The sequence below is a fragment of the Streptomyces sp. enrichment culture genome, from assembly GCF_964273255.1.
Lineage (GTDB): Bacteria > Actinomycetota > Actinomycetes > Streptomycetales > Streptomycetaceae > Streptomyces.
Genome location: NZ_OZ186835.1, coordinates 5,611,940 through 5,628,258, shown reverse-complemented (window position 1 = coordinate 5,628,258; position 16,319 = coordinate 5,611,940). Strand labels below are relative to the sequence as shown.

Genomic DNA, 16,319 nt, shown 5'->3' with positions numbered 1-16,319 from the left:
GAGAATGGCCATGCGGGCCATTCTAACGGGGCGTGGCAACCGCTTTTTCTGCGTCCGGGTGTTACGGGAGGGCGCGCCCGGCGGGCCGCGGGGCGCTGTCAGTGACGGGTGTCACACTGGACGGCGGATCAGGAGAAGTGGCACAACCGGCAGCGAGACACGAGGAAGTGATCGCCATGGCAGGCACCGACGCAGCACGTCCGACCATCGTCCCGACCCTGCTGTACGCGGACGCGAAGGCGGCCGTCCGGCAGCTCACCGAGGCCTTCGGGTTCCGCGCGCTGGCGGTCCACGAGGGCGAGGGCGGCACGGTGACGCACGCGGAACTGGCCCACGGCAACGGCGTGGTGATGCTCGGCTCCAAGGGGCGGGGCGGCGCGTTCGACACCGCGATGAAGGACGCCGGACCGGCCGCGGCGTACATCGTCGTGGAGGACGTGGACGGGCACCACGCCCGCGCGGTGGAGCAGGGCGCGGAGATCCTCATGCCCCCGACCGACCAGGACTACGGCGCGCGCGACTACATGGCCCGCGACCTCGAGGGCAACATCTGGAGCTTCGGCACGTACGCGCCCGAGGTCACGCACTGACGCACCCCGCTCCCGGCCCCCGCGAGGGGGCCCGAGGACCGGCCGGCCGGGCCGGAACGGCCCGGTGGCGTCAGCCTCCGGTGTGCACCTGGAAGGCGGCGCGGCGGACGGCCTTGGCCAGCGCCGGGTCGGGGTGCGCGGCGGCGAGCGCGACCAGGACCTGCACGGTGCGCGGGTGTCCGACCGCCCGGACCTCCTTGAGCAGCGCGGGCACGGTCGGCTGCACCGCGGACTCCAGGTGCCGCACCAGCAGCGGCGCCTCACCGTGGTCGGCGACGGCGGCGGCGGTGTCCACCCACAGCCACGTCGCCTCCTCGCGGGTGAGGACCTCGTGGGCGTCCTCCGGGTCGGCGCCGTCGTGCTCGGCGAGCCACAGCAGCGCGTAGGGGCGCAGCGCCGGGTCGTCGAGGGCGGCGCGGACCTCGGGCTCCGCGGGGGCCCCGACCACGCGCAGCGCCTCGAAGGCGAGGCCGCGCAGCAGGGCGTCCTCGCCGCGGGCGGCGCCGATCAGCTCCGTGACAGCACTGCCGACGGGGCGGGCGGCCAGCCAGGCGCGGTACTCGGCGCGGGCGGCGTTGGGGCGCAGCTGGGCGCAGCCGCGGAGCATGTCCTCGGCGCCCTGCTCGATGTTGCCGGCGGGGCTCTGGGCGGCCACGCAGATCTGCTCCAGCTTGACCCAGACCGCCCAGCTGCCGAGGGCGGTGAGCGTGGCCTGTCCGTCGCCGTAGGTGAGGGCGCCCACGGAGGCGAGGGCGCGCAGCGCCCAGTCGAGGAGGGGCTCCAGCGGCGCGGGCGCGGCGGCGGGGGGTTCGGGTGCGGCGGGGGCGAGGCGGAGCCCGTGGGCCGGGGCACCGCCGGGCTCGTCCGGTTCGGCGCGGTCGGCGTAGTCGATCTCGCAGCGCGCGGTGCGCAGTTCGGTCACCCGCTGCTGGAGCAGGTCGAGCAGCTGGGGCACGGGGACGGGGCCGGCGGAGAGCTGGAGGAAGGAGAGCACCTGCGGCATGGCCGAGACGACCTCGGCGACGGCCGCGGGCTCCTGGTCCGCGGGCTCCGGGACGGCGAGCGACCAGGCGTCGAACAGCGCCACCCAGCCGCGCAGCACCGCGCTGTCGTCACGGTTCCAGGCGCGCAGCCGCCAGCCGGGGCGGGCGCTGCCGCCGTGCACCTCGACGAGGCCGGCGAGGCGGGCGGTGTCCCAGTCGGCGCGGACCTGGGCCGGGGTCAGGCCGAGGTCTGCGGCGGCGCGTTCGGCGCTCGCGTCGGAGAGGGTGGCCTTGCCGTCGTCGGTGGGGCTGCCCCGGCCGGGGCCGAGGGCGGTGTCCGCCCAGCGGGCCACGCGGGCCGCGCCGGCCAGACCGGAACGCGCCATTCCGGCCAGTTCCGAGCGGGCGGGCGTGCCCTCCGGAGGGCGCGGCGCGGGGCGGCGCGGGCGCCGTTGGTTCATCACTGCGGGGGCGGCGGCCAGGGGACGTGGGCCAACGAGTCGAAGCCTGGAGTCGCGCGGGATACGGGACGTCACGGATGCAGTCTTGCGGGTGACGGTCCGAAATCCCAAACGGAGGGCGGCGAGCGGTGCCGCGGGAGGCCGACACACGGGCGCGCGCGGGCGGTCGAGGGGCGATATCAGGCCAGTCGTACGGCTTCGAACGGTGTGGTGCGCACCGGCCGGGACGGGTCGCCCGGCCGGTTTGCCCGGCCGGGCGGCCGGCGCCCCGCGCGCGTCACGCGAAGGGGGTCATGAACGGGGTGAGGAAGCGGCGCAGGGACTCCTCGTAGGCGGCGGGGCCGGCGTTCCACATCGCGCCGTGGGGCGCGTCCGGGACGGTCCGCAGGGTGACCGTGTTCGGCTGCGCGGAGGCGAGCCGGCGGGAGAGCGACCAGGGGGCCACGGTGTCGCCGGGCCCGTGGAAGATCACGGTGGGCACCGTGACCCGGTCCAGCCGGACCGCTCCGGCGCGGCGGTCGCCGTAGAGGCCGGTGCGGCCCTGAGCGGCGCGGACCGCCAGCGGCAATAGGGCGCCGGGGGTGTGCCGGGCGGTGGCCAGAGAGCGCAGGGTCGTCTCCCAGCTGAGCACCGGGGAGTCCAGGACGAGCCCGGCCACCCGTTCGCGCAGGCCCGAGCGGGCGCCCGCGCGCAACGCCATGGTCGCGCCGGTGGACCAGCCGTGCAGCACGACCTGCCGGGCGCCGCGGTCCACGGCGTACCGGATCGCCGCGTCCAGGTCCCGCCACTCGGTCTCGCCGAGGTGGTTCAGGCCGTCCGGCGGGCGCGGGGCGCCGCGGTCGCCGCGGTAGGCCGGTACGAGCACGGGGAAGCCGAGGCGGTGCAGGAAGTCCAGCAGGTTCAGCGCGTGCTCCCGGCCGGCCCCGAGGCCGTGCACGGCGATCACCCAGGTGTCGCGGGGGCCGGGCACGAACCAGGCGGGCAGGGGGCCGAGTTCGCCCGCGAGCGAGACGTCGGTGTGGTCCAGTCCGAGCGCGGACCCGGGGTCGCCGAGGTGCAGGTGCGGGACGAGGCGCACCCGGTTGCCGGGTTCCAGGGAGCCGCGCGCGACGCCCTCCAGCCGCCGGACGACGGTGTCGGCGGTGTCCGACGCCCCGTCGAGCACGGGGCCTACGACGGCGTGGACGCCCTCCCCGGACAGGCCGTACCGGCCGGGCCGGAGTGCGGCGAGGTGCCGGGTGAGGGCGACGCGGCCCGCGGCCGTGCCGTGCACGGTGAGCCGGGGTTCGGTGGGCAGGGGTCTGCCCGCGGGTGTCCTCAGGGCGGCATCGCTGGCGAGTCGGCCGGCGGCCACCGCGGCGGCGCCGGCCCCGATCACGGCGGTGACGGCAGCGGCCGTCGCTCTGACAGTGCGCACCCGTCCAGTGTCCTGGCCGACCGCGCCCCGGGCCAGTGGGCGGGGCGTTGCGGGTGACCTCCCGCGGCCGACGGCCCGCCGGCCGGGCGGGTCGGCGGCCGGGCGGGTCGGCGGCCGGGCGGGCCCGTCGGCCCGTGCCGCCGGTGGCCGCCGCACCGGCCCCCGCACCGCCACGACCCCGGGCAGCCGTCCGGCCGGCCGCTCACCCCGGCTGCCCGTATCCCCGCAGCCGCTCCCCCACCTCGGCCACCTGCTCCGGGGTCAGCAGCGACGGGGTCAGGTGGGGGACGGACGAGGCGGTGAGCCACAGGCGGCACATCCACTCCAGCTGGGCGGTGCGGTCGTAGGCCTGATCGAGGGTGGCGCCGTGGGTGAGGGTGCCGTGGTTGCGCAGGAGGCAGCCGGAGCGGTCCCGAAGGGCCCGCAGCGCGTGGGCGGCCAGCTCGTCGGAGCCGTAGGGGGCGTACGGGGCGACGCGGACGGCGCCCCCGAGGGCGGCGGCCATGTAGTGGACGAGCGGGAGCTCGTCGACGAGCGTGGAGACGGCCGTCGCGTGCACGGCGTGGGTGTGGACCACAGCGCGGGCGCCGGTCGTCCGGTACACCGCCAGGTGCAGGGGCAGTTCGCTGGTCGGGACGAGCGAGCCGCGCACCTGGCGCCCGTCCAGGTCGACGCCGGTCAGGTCCCCAGGGGTCAGCCGGTCGTAGGGAACGCCGGACGGGGTGACGAGGACGATGTCGCCGACCCGCACCGACACGTTGCCGGAGGTGCCGACGACGAGCCCGTCGGCGACCGTCCGGCGGGCGGTCGCGACGAGTTCGGCCCACGCGCGGGCCTCGGTGTGACGCATGTCACCCTGCCGCTCGGCGTCCTTTTCATCCGTTGTGTTCCGTCCGTCACGCACCGGTTCCTCAGTCATGGCGCGATCCTGTCAGGCCCGCTCCGGCCCCTCGCCCCAGGCGGGACAACGGTCGACGAACGGCGTGCGGACGGAGGGCTTTCGGAGGGTCACGCAGAGCGGCCGTACGGCGGAGCGGCACCCCCCTCTTCCGGTCACCGCGGCGCCCGTCCCAGTTCATCTTCCGTTCACCCGGGTTACTTACGTTCGACGCGCCAATGACCTCGAACGATTGCCTGGGTAAATGGAAAGCTTCTCGCTGATCCTCGCGATTGTGGTGGTGACCGCACTCGCGTTCGATTTCACGAACGGTTTCCACGACACCGCGAACGCGATGGCAACGACCATTTCGACCGGTGCCATGCGCCCCAAGACGGCGGTCGCCATGTCCGCCGTGCTGAACCTTGTCGGTGCTTTTCTCTCGGTGGAGGTCGCCAACACGATCTCCAAGGGCCTCGTCGACGAGGCCGGCATCCGTCCCGAGGTCATCTTCGCCGCTCTGGTCGGCGCGATCCTCTGGAACCTCCTCACCTGGCTGGTCGGCCTGCCGTCCAGCTCCTCGCACGCCCTCATGGGCGGTCTGATCGGCGCCACCGTCGCCTCGGCCGGCCTGGGCGCGGTGCACGGCGACGTGCTGGTCACCAAGGTTCTGATCCCCGCGATCGCCGCCCCGATCGTGGCCGGTGTCGCGGCGATGTACGCGACCAAGCTGACCTACCGCATGGGCAAGAAGGCCAACGGCAAGGCGGCCGAGAAGGGCTACCGCGCCGGGCAGATCGCCTCCGCCGGCCTGGTCTCCCTGGCCCACGGCACCAACGACGCCCAGAAGACGATGGGCATCATCACCCTGGCCCTGGTCTCCGGCGGTGTGCTGGTCCCGGACTCCGACCCGCCCCTGTGGGTCATCGTCTCCGCGGGCGTGGCCATCGCGCTCGGCACCTACCTCGGCGGCTGGCGCATCATCCGCACCATGGGCAAGGGCCTCACCGACCTCCAGCCGCAGCAGGGCTTCGCCGCCCAGACCAGCGCCGCGACGGTCATCCTGGCCTCCTCGCACCTCGGCTTCTCCCTCTCCACCACCCACTCCGTCTCCGGTGCCGTGATGGGCGCGGGGCTGGGCCGCAAGGGCGGTGTCGTCCGCTGGTCGACCGCGACGCGGATGTTCGTCGCCTGGGGCCTGACGCTGCCCGCCGCCGCCATCGTCGCGGCGATCGCCGAGTGGATCTGCGGCTTCGGTGCCTGGGGCACCGGCCTGGTGGCCGCCTTCCTCGTCCTCTCCAGTGCGGCGATCTGGAAGATCTCCCGGCGCGAGGTCGTGGACCACACCAACGTCAACGACACCGACGACCCCGGCACCGGCGCCTCGGCCGACGAGCCGGCCGGTGTGGTGACCACGGCCATGGCCGCGGTGACCCCGCCCCCCGCGGGCGCCCTGGCCGAGGACCTCTCGGCCACCATCCCGGCCCAGGCGACCGCCTCCGTCGCCGACCCGGCCGCCCCCGCGGCCCCCGCGGCCCCGACCACCGTCTGACCGCGACCCGGTACGAAGGAAGTAGAGCACCATGGAAATCGACTGGGCGGCCCTCGGTTCCGTCTTCGGCGTCAGCCTCGTGGTCACCGTCGCCCTGGTGGGCCTGTTCACCCTCGGCATCGCCGGCCTGTCCCGCCGTGACCAGGCCGCCGAGCAGGGCCACTCCGCGGCCCTGGCGGTCACCGGCGCGTACACCTGCTTCGCCGCCTGCGCGGCGGCGGTGGGCTACGGCATCTACCTGATCATGGCGTGAGCACCGCCTGATCGCGCTGTTCCGCCCGGCGGGCGGTCGTGGGCCCCGGCCCGCGGCCGCCCGCCGTCGTGTTCCGCCCCGGGCCCCGGGGCGGGCGGCCGCGTCCCGTGTGTGCCTCGGCACACTTCAGTCCCGCAGGTCAGCGGCAAGTTGACGGGTGTTCGGGGCCCGTGGTGGACTGCCGGGGCCAACACGGCGGCAGGAGAGGAAGCCGGTGCGACTCCGGCGCGGTCCCGCCACTGTCACCGGGGGTCGACGCCCCCGGGAGCCAGGAACTCTCGCCGCCGGTCTCGTCGAGCCAGGGCGCGGACACCCTGAGTGAGGACACATCGCCATGCGCGGCTGCCAGTCGAGGTCGACCCTTCCCTCCCCGCCCCCTGCCGGGGCCGCCCCCTCCGGAACCGTCACCGGCTGAACCCGTGCGTGCCGATCGCGTGTTCGCGTACGGCGCCGCCGCCGGCCTCCTCGGCGACCAGCTCCTCGGCGATCCCCGCCGCGGGCACCCGGTCGCCGCGTTCGGACGGGCCGCGGCCGCCGTGGAACGAGTGCTGTGGCGGGACCACCGGGGCGCGGGCGCCCTGCACACCGCCGTCTGCGTGGGCGGGACCGTGGCCCTCGGCGGCCTCGCGGCCCGCCGCGTCCGCTCCTCCCCCGCCGCCTCCGTCGCCCTGACCGCCGCCGCCACCTGGGCCGTCGTCGGGGGGACCTCGCTGGCCCGGGAGGCGCGCGCCGTCGGGCGGGCGCTCCAGGACGGGGACGTCGAGGCCGCCCGCGCGCGGCTGCCGCACCTGTGCGGGCGGGACCCGCAGGCCCTGGACGCCGACGGGATCGCCCGCGCGGTGGTGGAGTCCGTCGCCGAGAACACCTCCGACGCCGTGGTGGGGGCCCTGGTCTGGGGCGCCGTGGCGGGGGTGCCCGGACTGCTCGGCTTCCGGGCGGTCAACACCCTGGACGCGATGGTCGGGCACAGGTCCCCCCGTCACCTGCGCTACGGCTGGGCGTCCGCCCGGCTGGACGACGTCGCCGGCTGGCCCGGCGCGCGGCTGACCGCCGCCCTCGCCGCGGCCGCCGGCCCCGACCCGCGGGGCGCCGTGCGGGCCTGGCGGGACGACGCCGGACGGCACCCGAGCCCCAACGCCGGGCCGGTGGAGGCGTCGTTCGCGGGCGCCCTCGGCGTCCGGCTCGGCGGGACGCTCTCGTACGCCGGGCGGGTCGAGCACCGGCCCGTCCTCAACGGCGGCGGCAGACCGGTGACCGTGCCGGACATCGACCGGGCGGTACGGCTGTCCCGGCGGGTGGGCTGGCTGGCACTGGGCGTCGGCGCCGCCGCACGGCTCCTGGTGAGGGGACGCAGGCCGTGAGCGGGCTCGGGGGCGGTCTGCTGGTCGCCGGGACCACGTCGGACGCGGGCAAGAGCGTGGTGACCGCGGGCATCTGCCGCTGGCTGGTCCGGCAGGGGGTGCGGGTGGCGCCGTTCAAGGCGCAGAACATGTCGCTGAACTCCTTCGTCACCCGCGAGGGGGCGGAGATCGGCCGGGCGCAGGCCATGCAGGCGCAGGCGTGCCGGATCGAGCCGACCGCGCTGATGAACCCCGTGCTGCTCAAGCCCGGCGGGGAACGGAGCAGCCAGGTGGTGCTGCTCGGCAGGCCGGTCGGCGAGCTGAGCGCCCGCGGCTACCACGCCGGGCGCCAGGAGCGGCTGCTCGGCACGGTGCTGGACTGCCTGGAGCAGTTGCGGGGCACGTACGACGCGGTGATCTGCGAGGGGGCCGGCAGCCCGGCCGAGATCAACCTGCGCCGCACGGACATCGTCAACATGGGCATCGCGCGGGGCGCGCGGCTGCCGGTGCTGGTGGTGGGCGACATCGACCGGGGCGGGGTGTTCGCCTCCTTCTTCGGCACGCTGGCCCTGCTGTCCCGCGAGGACCAGGACCTGGTCGCCGGGTTCCTGGTGAACAAGTTCCGGGGCGACGTGTCGCTGCTGGAGCCGGGCCTGGACATGCTGCACGGCCTGACCGGGCGGCGGACGTACGGCGTGCTGCCGTTCCGGCACGGGCTCGGCATCGACGAGGAGGACGGCCTGCGGGTGTCGCTGCGCGGTGCCGTGCGGGAGTCCGCGGTGTCCGCGCCGGTCGGCGAGGACGTGCTGCGGGTCGCGGTGTGCGCGGTGCCGCTGATGTCCAACTTCACCGACGTCGACGCGCTGGCCGCCGAACCGGGCGTGGTGGTGCGGTTCGTGGACCGGCCGGAGGAGCTGGCCGACGCCGACCTCGTCGTGGTGCCCGGCACCCGCGGCACGGTGCGGGCCCTGCGCTGGCTGCGCGAGCGCGGCCTGGCCGACGCCCTGCGGCGGCGTGCCGCCGAGGGGCGTCCGGTGCTGGGCGTCTGCGGCGGCTTCCAGATCCTCGGCGAGCACATCGAGGACGACGTGGAGAGCCGGGCCGGGCGGGTGGAGGCGCTCGGGCTGCTGCCGGTACGGGTGCGGTTCGCGCGGGAGAAGACCCTGGCCCGGCCGTCCGGTGAGGCCCTGGGCGAGCGGGTCGAGGGGTACGAGATCCACCACGGGGTCGCCGAGGTCACCGGCGGCACGCCCTTCCTGGACGGCTGCCGCTCCGGGCAGACCTGGGGCACGCACTGGCACGGCTCGCTGGAGTCGGACGGCTTCCGGCGGGCCTTCCTGCGCGAGGTGGCGGCAGCGGCGGGGCGGCGTTTCGTGCCCGCTCCGGACACGTCGTTCGCCGCGCTGCGCGAGGAACAGCTCGACCGGCTGGGCGACCTGATCGGACAGCACGCGGACACGGACGCCCTGTGGCGGCTCATCGAGTCGGGCCCGCCCGGCGGGCTGCCCTTCGTCCCGCCGGGAGCACCCGCGTGAGCGCGGCACCGGGCGGGGGAACACACCCGCACGCGCACCCGCGACGGCACGAGCAACAGCAACGACTCCCGTACGGACACGGACCCGACGGCGGACGCGTCGGCGACTCGGAGGGCGAGGACACGTGAGCATTCCCTTTCCGTTCACCGCGGTGGTGGGGCAGGACGACCTGCGGCTGGCGCTGCTGCTGAACGCCGTCTCCCCGGCGGTCGGCGGTGTGCTGGTGCGCGGGGAGAAGGGCACCGCCAAGTCCACGGCGGTGCGCGCCCTTTCGGCGCTGCTGCCGCCCGTGGCGGTGGTGCCGGGCTGCCGCTTCTCCTGCGACCCGGCGGCGCCCGCCCCCGACTGCCCGGACGGCCCCCACGAGGCCGGCGGCGGCAGCCGGCGGGCCGCGCGCATGGTGGAACTGCCCGTCGGCGCCTCCGAGGACCGGCTGGTGGGCGCCCTGGACATCGAGCGGGCGCTGGCGGAGGGCGTGAAGGCGTTCGAGCCGGGCCTGCTGGCGGACGCGCACCGCGGGATCCTGTACGTGGACGAGGTGAACCTGCTCCACGACCACTTGGTCGACCTGCTGCTGGACGCCGCCGCGATGGGCGCCTCGTACGTCGAGCGGGAGGGCGTGTCCGTGCGGCACGCGGCGCGTTTCCTGCTCGTGGGGACCATGAACCCCGAAGAGGGCGAGCTGCGGCCGCAGTTGCTGGACCGGTTCGGGCTGACCGTCGAGGTGGCCGCCTCCCGGGAGCCCGACGAGCGGGTGGAGGTCGTACGGCGGCGGCTCGCCCACGACGACGACCCTGCCGCCTTCGCCGCCCGGTGGGCCGACGAGGAGGCGGCCGTGCGGGCCCGGATCGTGGCGGCGCGGGAGCTGCTGCCGTCGGTGCGCCTCGGGGACGGGGCGCTGCGGCAGATCGCGGCGACCTGCGCGGCCTTCGAGGTGGACGGCATGCGGGCGGACATCGTGATGGCCCGCACCGCGACCGCGCTGGCGGCCTGGGCGGGGCGGACGGACGTGCTCGCCGAGGACGTGCGCCGGGCGGCGCTGCTGGCGCTGCCGCACCGGCGGCGGCGCAACCCGTTCGACGCGCCGGGGCTCGACGAGGACAAGCTCGACGAGACGCTGGAGGAGTTCGGCGACGACGAGCCGGATCCGGGCCCGGACGGACCCGACGGCGGCGGGGGCGGTGGAGGCGGCGGGCAGCCGCCGGCCGGTGACGGTCCGCAGGACGGTGAGGTCCCCGCGCAGGGCGGGGCCGGTGACGGCGAGGACCCCGCCGGGCCGCCGCCCGGTGGTGCGGGCGCCGGCGAACAGGCCCCGGCGACGGCGTCGGAGCCGTTCCGGACGAAGGTGCTGAGCGTGCCCGGCATCGGCGAGGGGACCGCCGGGCGGCGGTCCCGGGCGCGCACGGAGCACGGGCGCACGACCGGGGCCCGGCGGCCCCGGGGCGCGCTGACGAAGCTGCACCTGGCGGCGACCGTGCGGGCCGCGGCCCCGCACCAGCGGGCCCGGGGCCGGTCGGGGCCGGGGCTGGTGGTACGCCGGGACGACCTGCGGCAGGCGGCGCGCGAGGGCCGGGAGGGCAACCTCGTGCTGTTCGTGGTGGACGCCTCGGGGTCGATGGCGGCCCGGCAGCGGATGGGCGCGGTCAAGGGCGCCGTGCTGTCGCTGCTGCTGGACGCCTACCAGCGGCGGGACAAGGTGGGCCTGGTGACCTTCCGGGGCTCGGGGGCGGACGTCGCACTGCCGCCGACCTCGTCGGTGGACGCGGCGGCGGCCCGGCTGGAGTCGCTGCCGACCGGGGGCCGCACGCCGCTGGCGGCCGGTCTGCTCACGGCGCACGACGTGCTGCGGGTGGAGCGGTTGCGGGACCCGGCGCGGCGGCCGCTGGTCGTCGTGGTGACCGACGGGCGGGCCACCGGCGGGCCCGAGCCGGTCGCGCTGGCCGGGCGGGCGGCCCGGCTGTTCGCGGCCGACGGCGTGGCGTCGGTGGTCGTGGACTGCGAGACGGGACCGGTGCGGCTGGGCCTCGCGGGGCAGCTCGCCGGGGAACTCGGGGGCAGCGCGGTGACGCTGGACGACCTGCGGGCGGACGCGATCGCCGGGCTGGTCAGGGATGTGCGTGAGGTACGGGACGCCCGTGGGAACGGGACGAGGAGGGCAGCGTAGTGCCGCAGGGACAGCCGAGTGTGGTGCCGGACGACGGTCTGACGACCCGTCAGCGACGCAACCGGCCGCTGGTGATGGTGCACACCGGGGTCGGCAAGGGGAAGTCGACGGCCGCCTTCGGGCTCGCGCTGCGGGCGTGGAACCAGGGCTGGCCGGTCGGGGTGTTCCAGTTCGTCAAGTCGGCGAAGTGGAAGGTCGGCGAGGAGCGGGCGCTGCGGGTGCTGGGCGCCACCGGCGAGGGCGGGAGCGTCGACTGGCACAAGATGGGCGAGGGCTGGTCCTGGGTGCAGCGGGACGCGCAGCTGGACAACGAGGCCAAGGCTCGGGAGGGCTGGGAGCAGGTCAAGCGGGACCTGGCCGCCGAGCGCTACCGGCTGTACGTGCTCGACGAGTTCGCGTACCCGCTGCACTGGGGCTGGGTCGACGCCGACGAGGTGGTGGAGGTGCTGCGCGGGCGCCCGGGGACCCAGCACGTGGTGATCACCGGGCGCAACGCGCCGCAGGCGCTGCTGGACTTCGCCGACCTGGTGACCGACATGTCGAAGGTCAAGCACCCGATGGACGCCGGGCAGAAGGGGCAGAGGGGCATCGAGTGGTGAGTGCGTCCCCGTCGGTGCCCCGGCTGGTCGTCGCCGCGCCCGCCTCCGGCAGCGGCAAGACGACCGTGGCCACCGGGCTGATGGCCGCGCTGGCGGGGCGGGGGCTCGCCGTGTCCCCGCACAAGGTGGGGCCGGACTACATCGACCCCGGCTATCACGCGCTGGCCACCGGCCGGGCGGGCCGCAACCTGGACGCCTATCTGTGCGGACCGGAGCGGATCGCCCCGCTGTTCGCGCACGGGGCGCGCGGCTGCGACATCGCCGTGGTCGAGGGCGTGATGGGCCTGTACGACGGGGTGTCCGGGCAGGGCGAACTGGCGTCCACCGCGCAGGTGGCGAAGCTGCTGCGGGCGCCGGTGGTGCTGGTCGTCGACGCCTCGTCGCAGTCGCGGTCGGTGGCGGCGCTGGTGCACGGCTTCGTGAGCTGGGACCCCGGGGTGCGGGTCGGCGGGGTCGTCCTGAACAAGGTGGCCTCCGACCGGCACGAGGCACTGCTGCGGGACGCCCTGGAGGCGGTCGGCGTGCCGGTGCTGGGGGTGCTGCGGCGGGCCGCGCGGGTGGAGACCCCGTCGCGCCACCTGGGGCTGGTGCCGGTGGCCGAGCGGGGGGCCGCGGCCCTGGACGCGGTCGCCGCGATGGCGGCGCAGGTGGCGGCCGGGTGCGACCTGGAAGGGCTTCTGGCGCTCGCCCGCAGCGCGGGGGCGCTCCCCGGCGCGGCCTGGGACCCCCGGCGGGCGCTGGACGCCGCCGCTCCGGCCGCCGGTCCCGCCGCGTCCGGGGAGGCGGGACCCGCCCGGCCCGGGCGCGCGGGCCGTCCGGTGCGCGTGGCGGTGGCCGGCGGCCGGGCGTTCACCTTCACGTACGCCGAGCACGCCGAACTGCTCACCGCCGCCGGTGCGGAGGTGGTGCCCTTCGATCCGCTGCGCGACGAGCGGCTGCCCGACGGCGTGGACGGCCTGGTGATCGGGGGCGGGTTCCCCGAGGTGCACGCGGCTGAGCTGTCGGCCAACGAGCAGCTACGCAAGGACGTGGCCGCCCTCGCCCTCGGCGGCGCGCCGGTGGCGGCCGAGTGCGGGGGTCTGCTGTACCTGTGCCGGGAGCTGGACGGTCTGCCCATGTGCGGGGTGCTGGACGCCTCGGCGCGGATGACGGGCCGGCTGACGCTCGGCTACCGCGACGCCGTGGCCCTGACCGACAGTGCCCTGGCCGGGGCGGGGACGCGGATGCGGGGGCACGAGTTCCACCGGACGGTCGTGGAGCCGGGTGCCGGGCCCGCGCCCGCCTGGGGCATGCGGACGCCCGAGCGGCGCGTCGAGGGGTTCGTGCGGGACGGTGTGCACGCCAGCTACCTGCACACGCACTGGGCGGCCGAGCCCGGGGTCGCCCGGCGGTTCGTCGAGCGGTGCCGGGCGTGGTGAGCGGGCGCGTGCGCCGGCCCGTCGGCGCACGCCTGCCGGGCGGGCCCGTGGTGGGCGGCGCGTCGTGAGCGGGCGCGGGAGGACGGGCCGGGGCCCCGGGACGGCGGCGGGGGCGGGGCCGCGGGCGGGGTCGTCCGCGCCGGGGGCCGGTGTGCTGCGGCGGTCGGTGGGCGGCGGCGGTCAGTGGGCGGTGCCCGCCACCAGCCAGATGAACAGCACGCCCAGGACCGTGCACAGCAGGGTCGAGCGGGCCGGGTGGGTGTGATGGGCCTCGGGCAGGATCTCGGCCGCCGCCAGGTAGAGCAGCGCGCCGGCGAACAGCCCGAGGTAGCCCCCGAGCACGGGCTCGGGGAGTGTGAAGAACAGGGTGGAGGCGGCGCCCAGCACGGGTGCGGCGGCGTCCGCGACGAGCATGCCGAGCGCCCGGCGGCGGGCGTTGCCGTACACCCGGGTGAGCGTGTACGTGTTGAAGCCGTCCGCGAAGTCGTGCGCGATGACCGCCACCGCGACGGCGGCGCCCATCCCCCCGCCGACCTGGAAGGCGGCGCCGATCGCCACCCCGTCCATGGCGCTGTGCCCGACCATCGCGGCGGCCGCCGTGAGCCCCACCTGGGGGGTGCGGCCGTGGTGCTCCTCCGCGCCGTGCGCGGCCTGCCGGTGCGCGAGCAGCCGCTCCACCAGGTGGGCCAGCAGGAAGCCGCCCACGAACAGCAGCAGTCCGGCGGGCACCCCGTACACCTCCCGCCCGGCGGCCTCCAGGGCCTCCGGGAGCAGTTCCAGGCCCACGACGCCGAGCATCAGTCCGCCGGCCAGGCCGAGCACGAGGTGGCGGCGGTCGGTCACGCGGTCCGCCGTCCAGCCGCCGGCCAGCGTCATCAGGAACGCGCCGAGCGCGACGAGTACGGGCATGCGCCCTTCGTAGCGGATCCGGTGCGCGGGGCGCACGCGTGACGGCGTATGTCGCCCGGCGTCGTGACCGGGAGCAGGAGAGGACGACCCCCATGGCCGAGGCCAGCACGGTGACCGGACCGCCCGCCGACGTCGTGGTGGGCGTGGGCGCGTCGACGGGTGTCGACGCCGCGGAGGTGCTCGCGCTGGTGGAGGGCTGCCTGCGGGAGGCTGGGCTGCCGGTGACGTCCGTCGCCGAACTGGCCACCGTCGACGCCCGGGCCGACGAGCCCGGTGTCGTGGCGGCGGCGCGGCGGCTCGGGGTGCCGCTGGTGGCCCGCGGTGCCGGGGAACTGGCCCGGGTGGCGGTCCCGCACCCGTCGGCCGTCGCGCTGGCCGCGGTCGGCACCCCGTCGGTGGCGGAGGCCGCCGCGCTGGCGGGCGGCGGTGTGCTGCTGGTGCCCAAGCGGGTGTCGGCGCCGGAGAACGGGCGGCCGGCCCGGGCCACGTGCGCGGTCGCCCGGCGGCCGGCGGCTCCCGGCAGGCCCCGGACCGGCGCGGGCACCCCGGTGACGGTCCCGGGCGGTGCCCCCGGCACCATCACGGGCATGGACACGCACACGCCGTCGCGCACCGCCCCGCCAGCCGCCCCGCCCGTCGTCCCGGCGGCCGCCCCTCCCGTCGTCCCGCCCGTCCCGTCGGCGGCGTCGCCCTCCGCCGGTGCCGCGCACGACCTGCGGCACCACGGAGACGCCGAGGTGCGTGACGGCGGGGCCGCCCTGGTCGACCTCGCCGTGAACGTGCGCGCGGACACCCCTCCGGCCTGGCTGCGCGAGCGCGTCGCCGCCTCGCTGACCGGGCTCGCCGCCTACCCCGACGGGCGGGCGGCGCGGGCGGCGGTGGCCGCGCGGCACGGGGTGCCGGTGGAACGGGTGCTGCTGACGGCGGGGGCGGCGGAGGCGTTCGTCCTGCTGGCGCGCGCGGTGCGGGCCCGCCGGCCGGTGGTGGTGCACCCGCAGTTCACGGAACCGGAGGCCGCCCTGCGGGACGCCGGGCACACCGTGGAGCGGGTGCTGCTGCGGGAGGCGGACGGGTTCCGCCTGGACCCGGCGGCGGTGCCCGAGGACGCGGACCTGGTGGTCGTCGGCAACCCGACCAACCCGACGTCGGTGCTGCACCCGGCCGCCGTCCTCGCCGGGCTCGCCCGTCCCGGCCGGACGCTGGTGGTGGACGAGGCGTTCATGGACGCCGTACCGGACGAGCGGGAGGCGCTGGCCGGGCGGACGGACGTGCCGGGGCTGGTGGTCCTGCGCAGTCTCACCAAGACGTGGGGGCTGGCCGGCCTGCGGATCGGCTACGTGCTCGCCGCGCCGGAGACCGTGGCGGCGCTGGAGCGGGCGCAGCCGCTGTGGCCGGTGTCGACCCCGGCCCTGGTGGCGGCCGAGGCGTGCGTGGGCGCCGACGCCCTGGCGGAGGCGGAGCGCGCCGCCCTGCGGGTGGCGGCGGACCGGGCCCACCTGGTCGCGGGACTCGGGCGGCTGGCCCCCCACGGGGTGCGGGTGGTGCCCGGTGCGCAGGGCCCCTTCGTCCTGGTCCGGATCCCGGACGCGGCCGCGGTACGGGAGCGGCTGCGGGACCTGGGCTACGCGGTGCGCCGCGGCGACACCTTCCCCGGCCTGGACCGGGAGTGGCTGCGGCTGGCGGTGCGGGACCGGGACACGGTGGACGGCTTCCTGTCGGCGCTGGAGCGGTCGCTGACGGCGACCTGAGGGGGCGCAGGACGGGGCGCGGCGGCCGAGCCGCGGGTGCCCGGGCCCGGCAGAACGGGCCGCGGCCGCAGCGGACGCGGGACCGCGGACGTCCGCCACGGCCCGGCGCCCGCCGCCCGGTAGCCGATGCGGCTCCCCCGCCGTGCCTCCGACGCCGGACGTGCCCGTCCCGGGGACGGGGACGGGCACGTGAACGGCGGCCGGGTGACGGCGACGAGGGCGGCAGCGGCGGGGCGACCGGGGCGGGCGGGCCTGCGCGGGCGGGCCGCGACCGGAACGGGCCGCGGGACCGCGGACGTCCGCCACGGCCCGGCGCCCGCCGCCCGGTAGCCGATGCGGCTCCCCCACCGTGCCTCCGACGCCGGACGTGCCCGTCCCGGGGACGGGGACGGGCACGTGAACGGCGACCGGGCGACGACGACGGGGACGGCAGCCGGCGGGGCGGGCGGGCCTGGGCGGCGGTGTCGGGGCGG

Annotated in this window: 13 protein-coding genes and 1 riboswitch; of the genes, 9 read left to right on the top strand and 4 right to left on the bottom strand. The window is 77.0% G+C overall.

The window, feature by feature from the left end:
• Positions 1–176: 176 nt before the first annotated feature.
• Positions 177–590 carry a VOC family protein gene (locus ACSU53_RS24475; protein WP_437031022.1) on the top strand — a complete coding sequence of 138 codons (414 nt, stop codon included), beginning with the start codon at positions 177–179 and terminating at the stop codon, positions 588–590.
• 70 nt (positions 591–660) lie between these two features.
• Here the strand turns inward: ACSU53_RS24475 and ACSU53_RS24470 are convergent, their stop codons facing one another.
• The 3 genes from ACSU53_RS24470 to ACSU53_RS24460 form a co-directional block, all read right to left on the bottom strand.
• Positions 661–2,109 carry a hypothetical protein gene (locus tag ACSU53_RS24470; protein WP_437031020.1) on the bottom strand — a complete coding sequence of 483 codons (1,449 nt, stop codon included), beginning with the start codon at positions 2,107–2,109 and terminating at the stop codon, positions 661–663.
• 202 nt (positions 2,110–2,311) lie between these two features.
• Positions 2,312–3,451, bottom strand: a complete 1,140-nt coding sequence (locus ACSU53_RS24465) for an alpha/beta hydrolase family protein (RefSeq protein ID WP_437031018.1) — start codon at positions 3,449–3,451, stop codon at positions 2,312–2,314.
• 202 nt (positions 3,452–3,653) lie between these two features.
• Positions 3,654–4,301 (bottom strand): class II aldolase/adducin family protein, encoded by a 648-nt coding sequence (locus ACSU53_RS24460; protein WP_437031016.1) that lies wholly within the window; start codon positions 4,299–4,301, stop codon positions 3,654–3,656.
• 292 nt (positions 4,302–4,593) lie between these two features.
• On the opposite strand from ACSU53_RS24460, the gene ACSU53_RS24455 reads away from it, so the two are divergent.
• The 7 genes from ACSU53_RS24455 to ACSU53_RS24425 all read left to right on the top strand — a co-directional run bounded on the left by ACSU53_RS24455 (position 4,594) and on the right by ACSU53_RS24425 (position 13,189).
• A complete protein-coding gene (locus tag ACSU53_RS24455) occupies positions 4,594–5,880 on the top strand; it encodes an anion permease (protein ID WP_437031014.1) in 1,287 nt (428 codons plus the stop codon).
• A 31-nt stretch (positions 5,881–5,911) separates the two neighbouring features.
• Positions 5,912–6,133, top strand: a complete 222-nt coding sequence (locus ACSU53_RS24450) for a hypothetical protein (protein ID WP_437031012.1) — start codon at positions 5,912–5,914, stop codon at positions 6,131–6,133.
• A 157-nt stretch (positions 6,134–6,290) separates the two neighbouring features.
• Positions 6,291–6,430, top strand: a riboswitch (cobalamin riboswitch).
• A gap of 122 nt (positions 6,431–6,552) precedes the next feature.
• Complete coding sequence (locus ACSU53_RS24445) at positions 6,553–7,494, top strand: cobalamin biosynthesis protein (protein ID WP_437031010.1); 942 nt, start codon at positions 6,553–6,555, stop codon at positions 7,492–7,494.
• Positions 7,491–9,008 (top strand): cobyric acid synthase, encoded by a 1,518-nt coding sequence (locus ACSU53_RS24440; protein ID WP_437031008.1) that lies wholly within the window; start codon positions 7,491–7,493, stop codon positions 9,006–9,008. Before ACSU53_RS24445 ends, ACSU53_RS24440 begins: the two co-directional genes overlap by 4 nt.
• 124 nt (positions 9,009–9,132) lie before the next feature.
• Positions 9,133–11,172, top strand: a complete 2,040-nt coding sequence (locus ACSU53_RS24435) for a putative cobaltochelatase (RefSeq protein ID WP_437031006.1) — start codon at positions 9,133–9,135, stop codon at positions 11,170–11,172.
• A complete protein-coding gene (cobO, locus tag ACSU53_RS24430) occupies positions 11,172–11,771 on the top strand; it encodes a cob(I)yrinic acid a,c-diamide adenosyltransferase (protein ID WP_437031004.1) in 600 nt (199 codons plus the stop codon). Before ACSU53_RS24435 ends, cobO begins: the two co-directional genes overlap by 1 nt.
• Complete coding sequence (locus tag ACSU53_RS24425; RefSeq protein ID WP_437031002.1) at positions 11,765–13,189, top strand: cobyrinate a,c-diamide synthase; 1,425 nt, start codon at positions 11,765–11,767, stop codon at positions 13,187–13,189. The genes cobO and ACSU53_RS24425 overlap by 7 nt, the downstream gene beginning before the upstream one ends.
• Before the next feature lie 180 nt (positions 13,190–13,369).
• Here ACSU53_RS24425 and ACSU53_RS24420 read toward each other — a convergent pair whose 3' ends face one another.
• Positions 13,370–14,098, bottom strand: a complete 729-nt coding sequence (locus tag ACSU53_RS24420) for a ZIP family metal transporter (RefSeq protein ID WP_437031000.1) — start codon at positions 14,096–14,098, stop codon at positions 13,370–13,372.
• A gap of 92 nt (positions 14,099–14,190) precedes the next feature.
• Here ACSU53_RS24420 and cobC point away from each other — a divergent pair, with 92 nt between their 5' ends.
• Complete coding sequence (gene cobC, locus ACSU53_RS24415; RefSeq protein ID WP_437030998.1) at positions 14,191–15,846, top strand: Rv2231c family pyridoxal phosphate-dependent protein CobC; 1,656 nt, start codon at positions 14,191–14,193, stop codon at positions 15,844–15,846.
• The last annotated feature ends 473 nt before the right edge of the window (positions 15,847–16,319 follow it).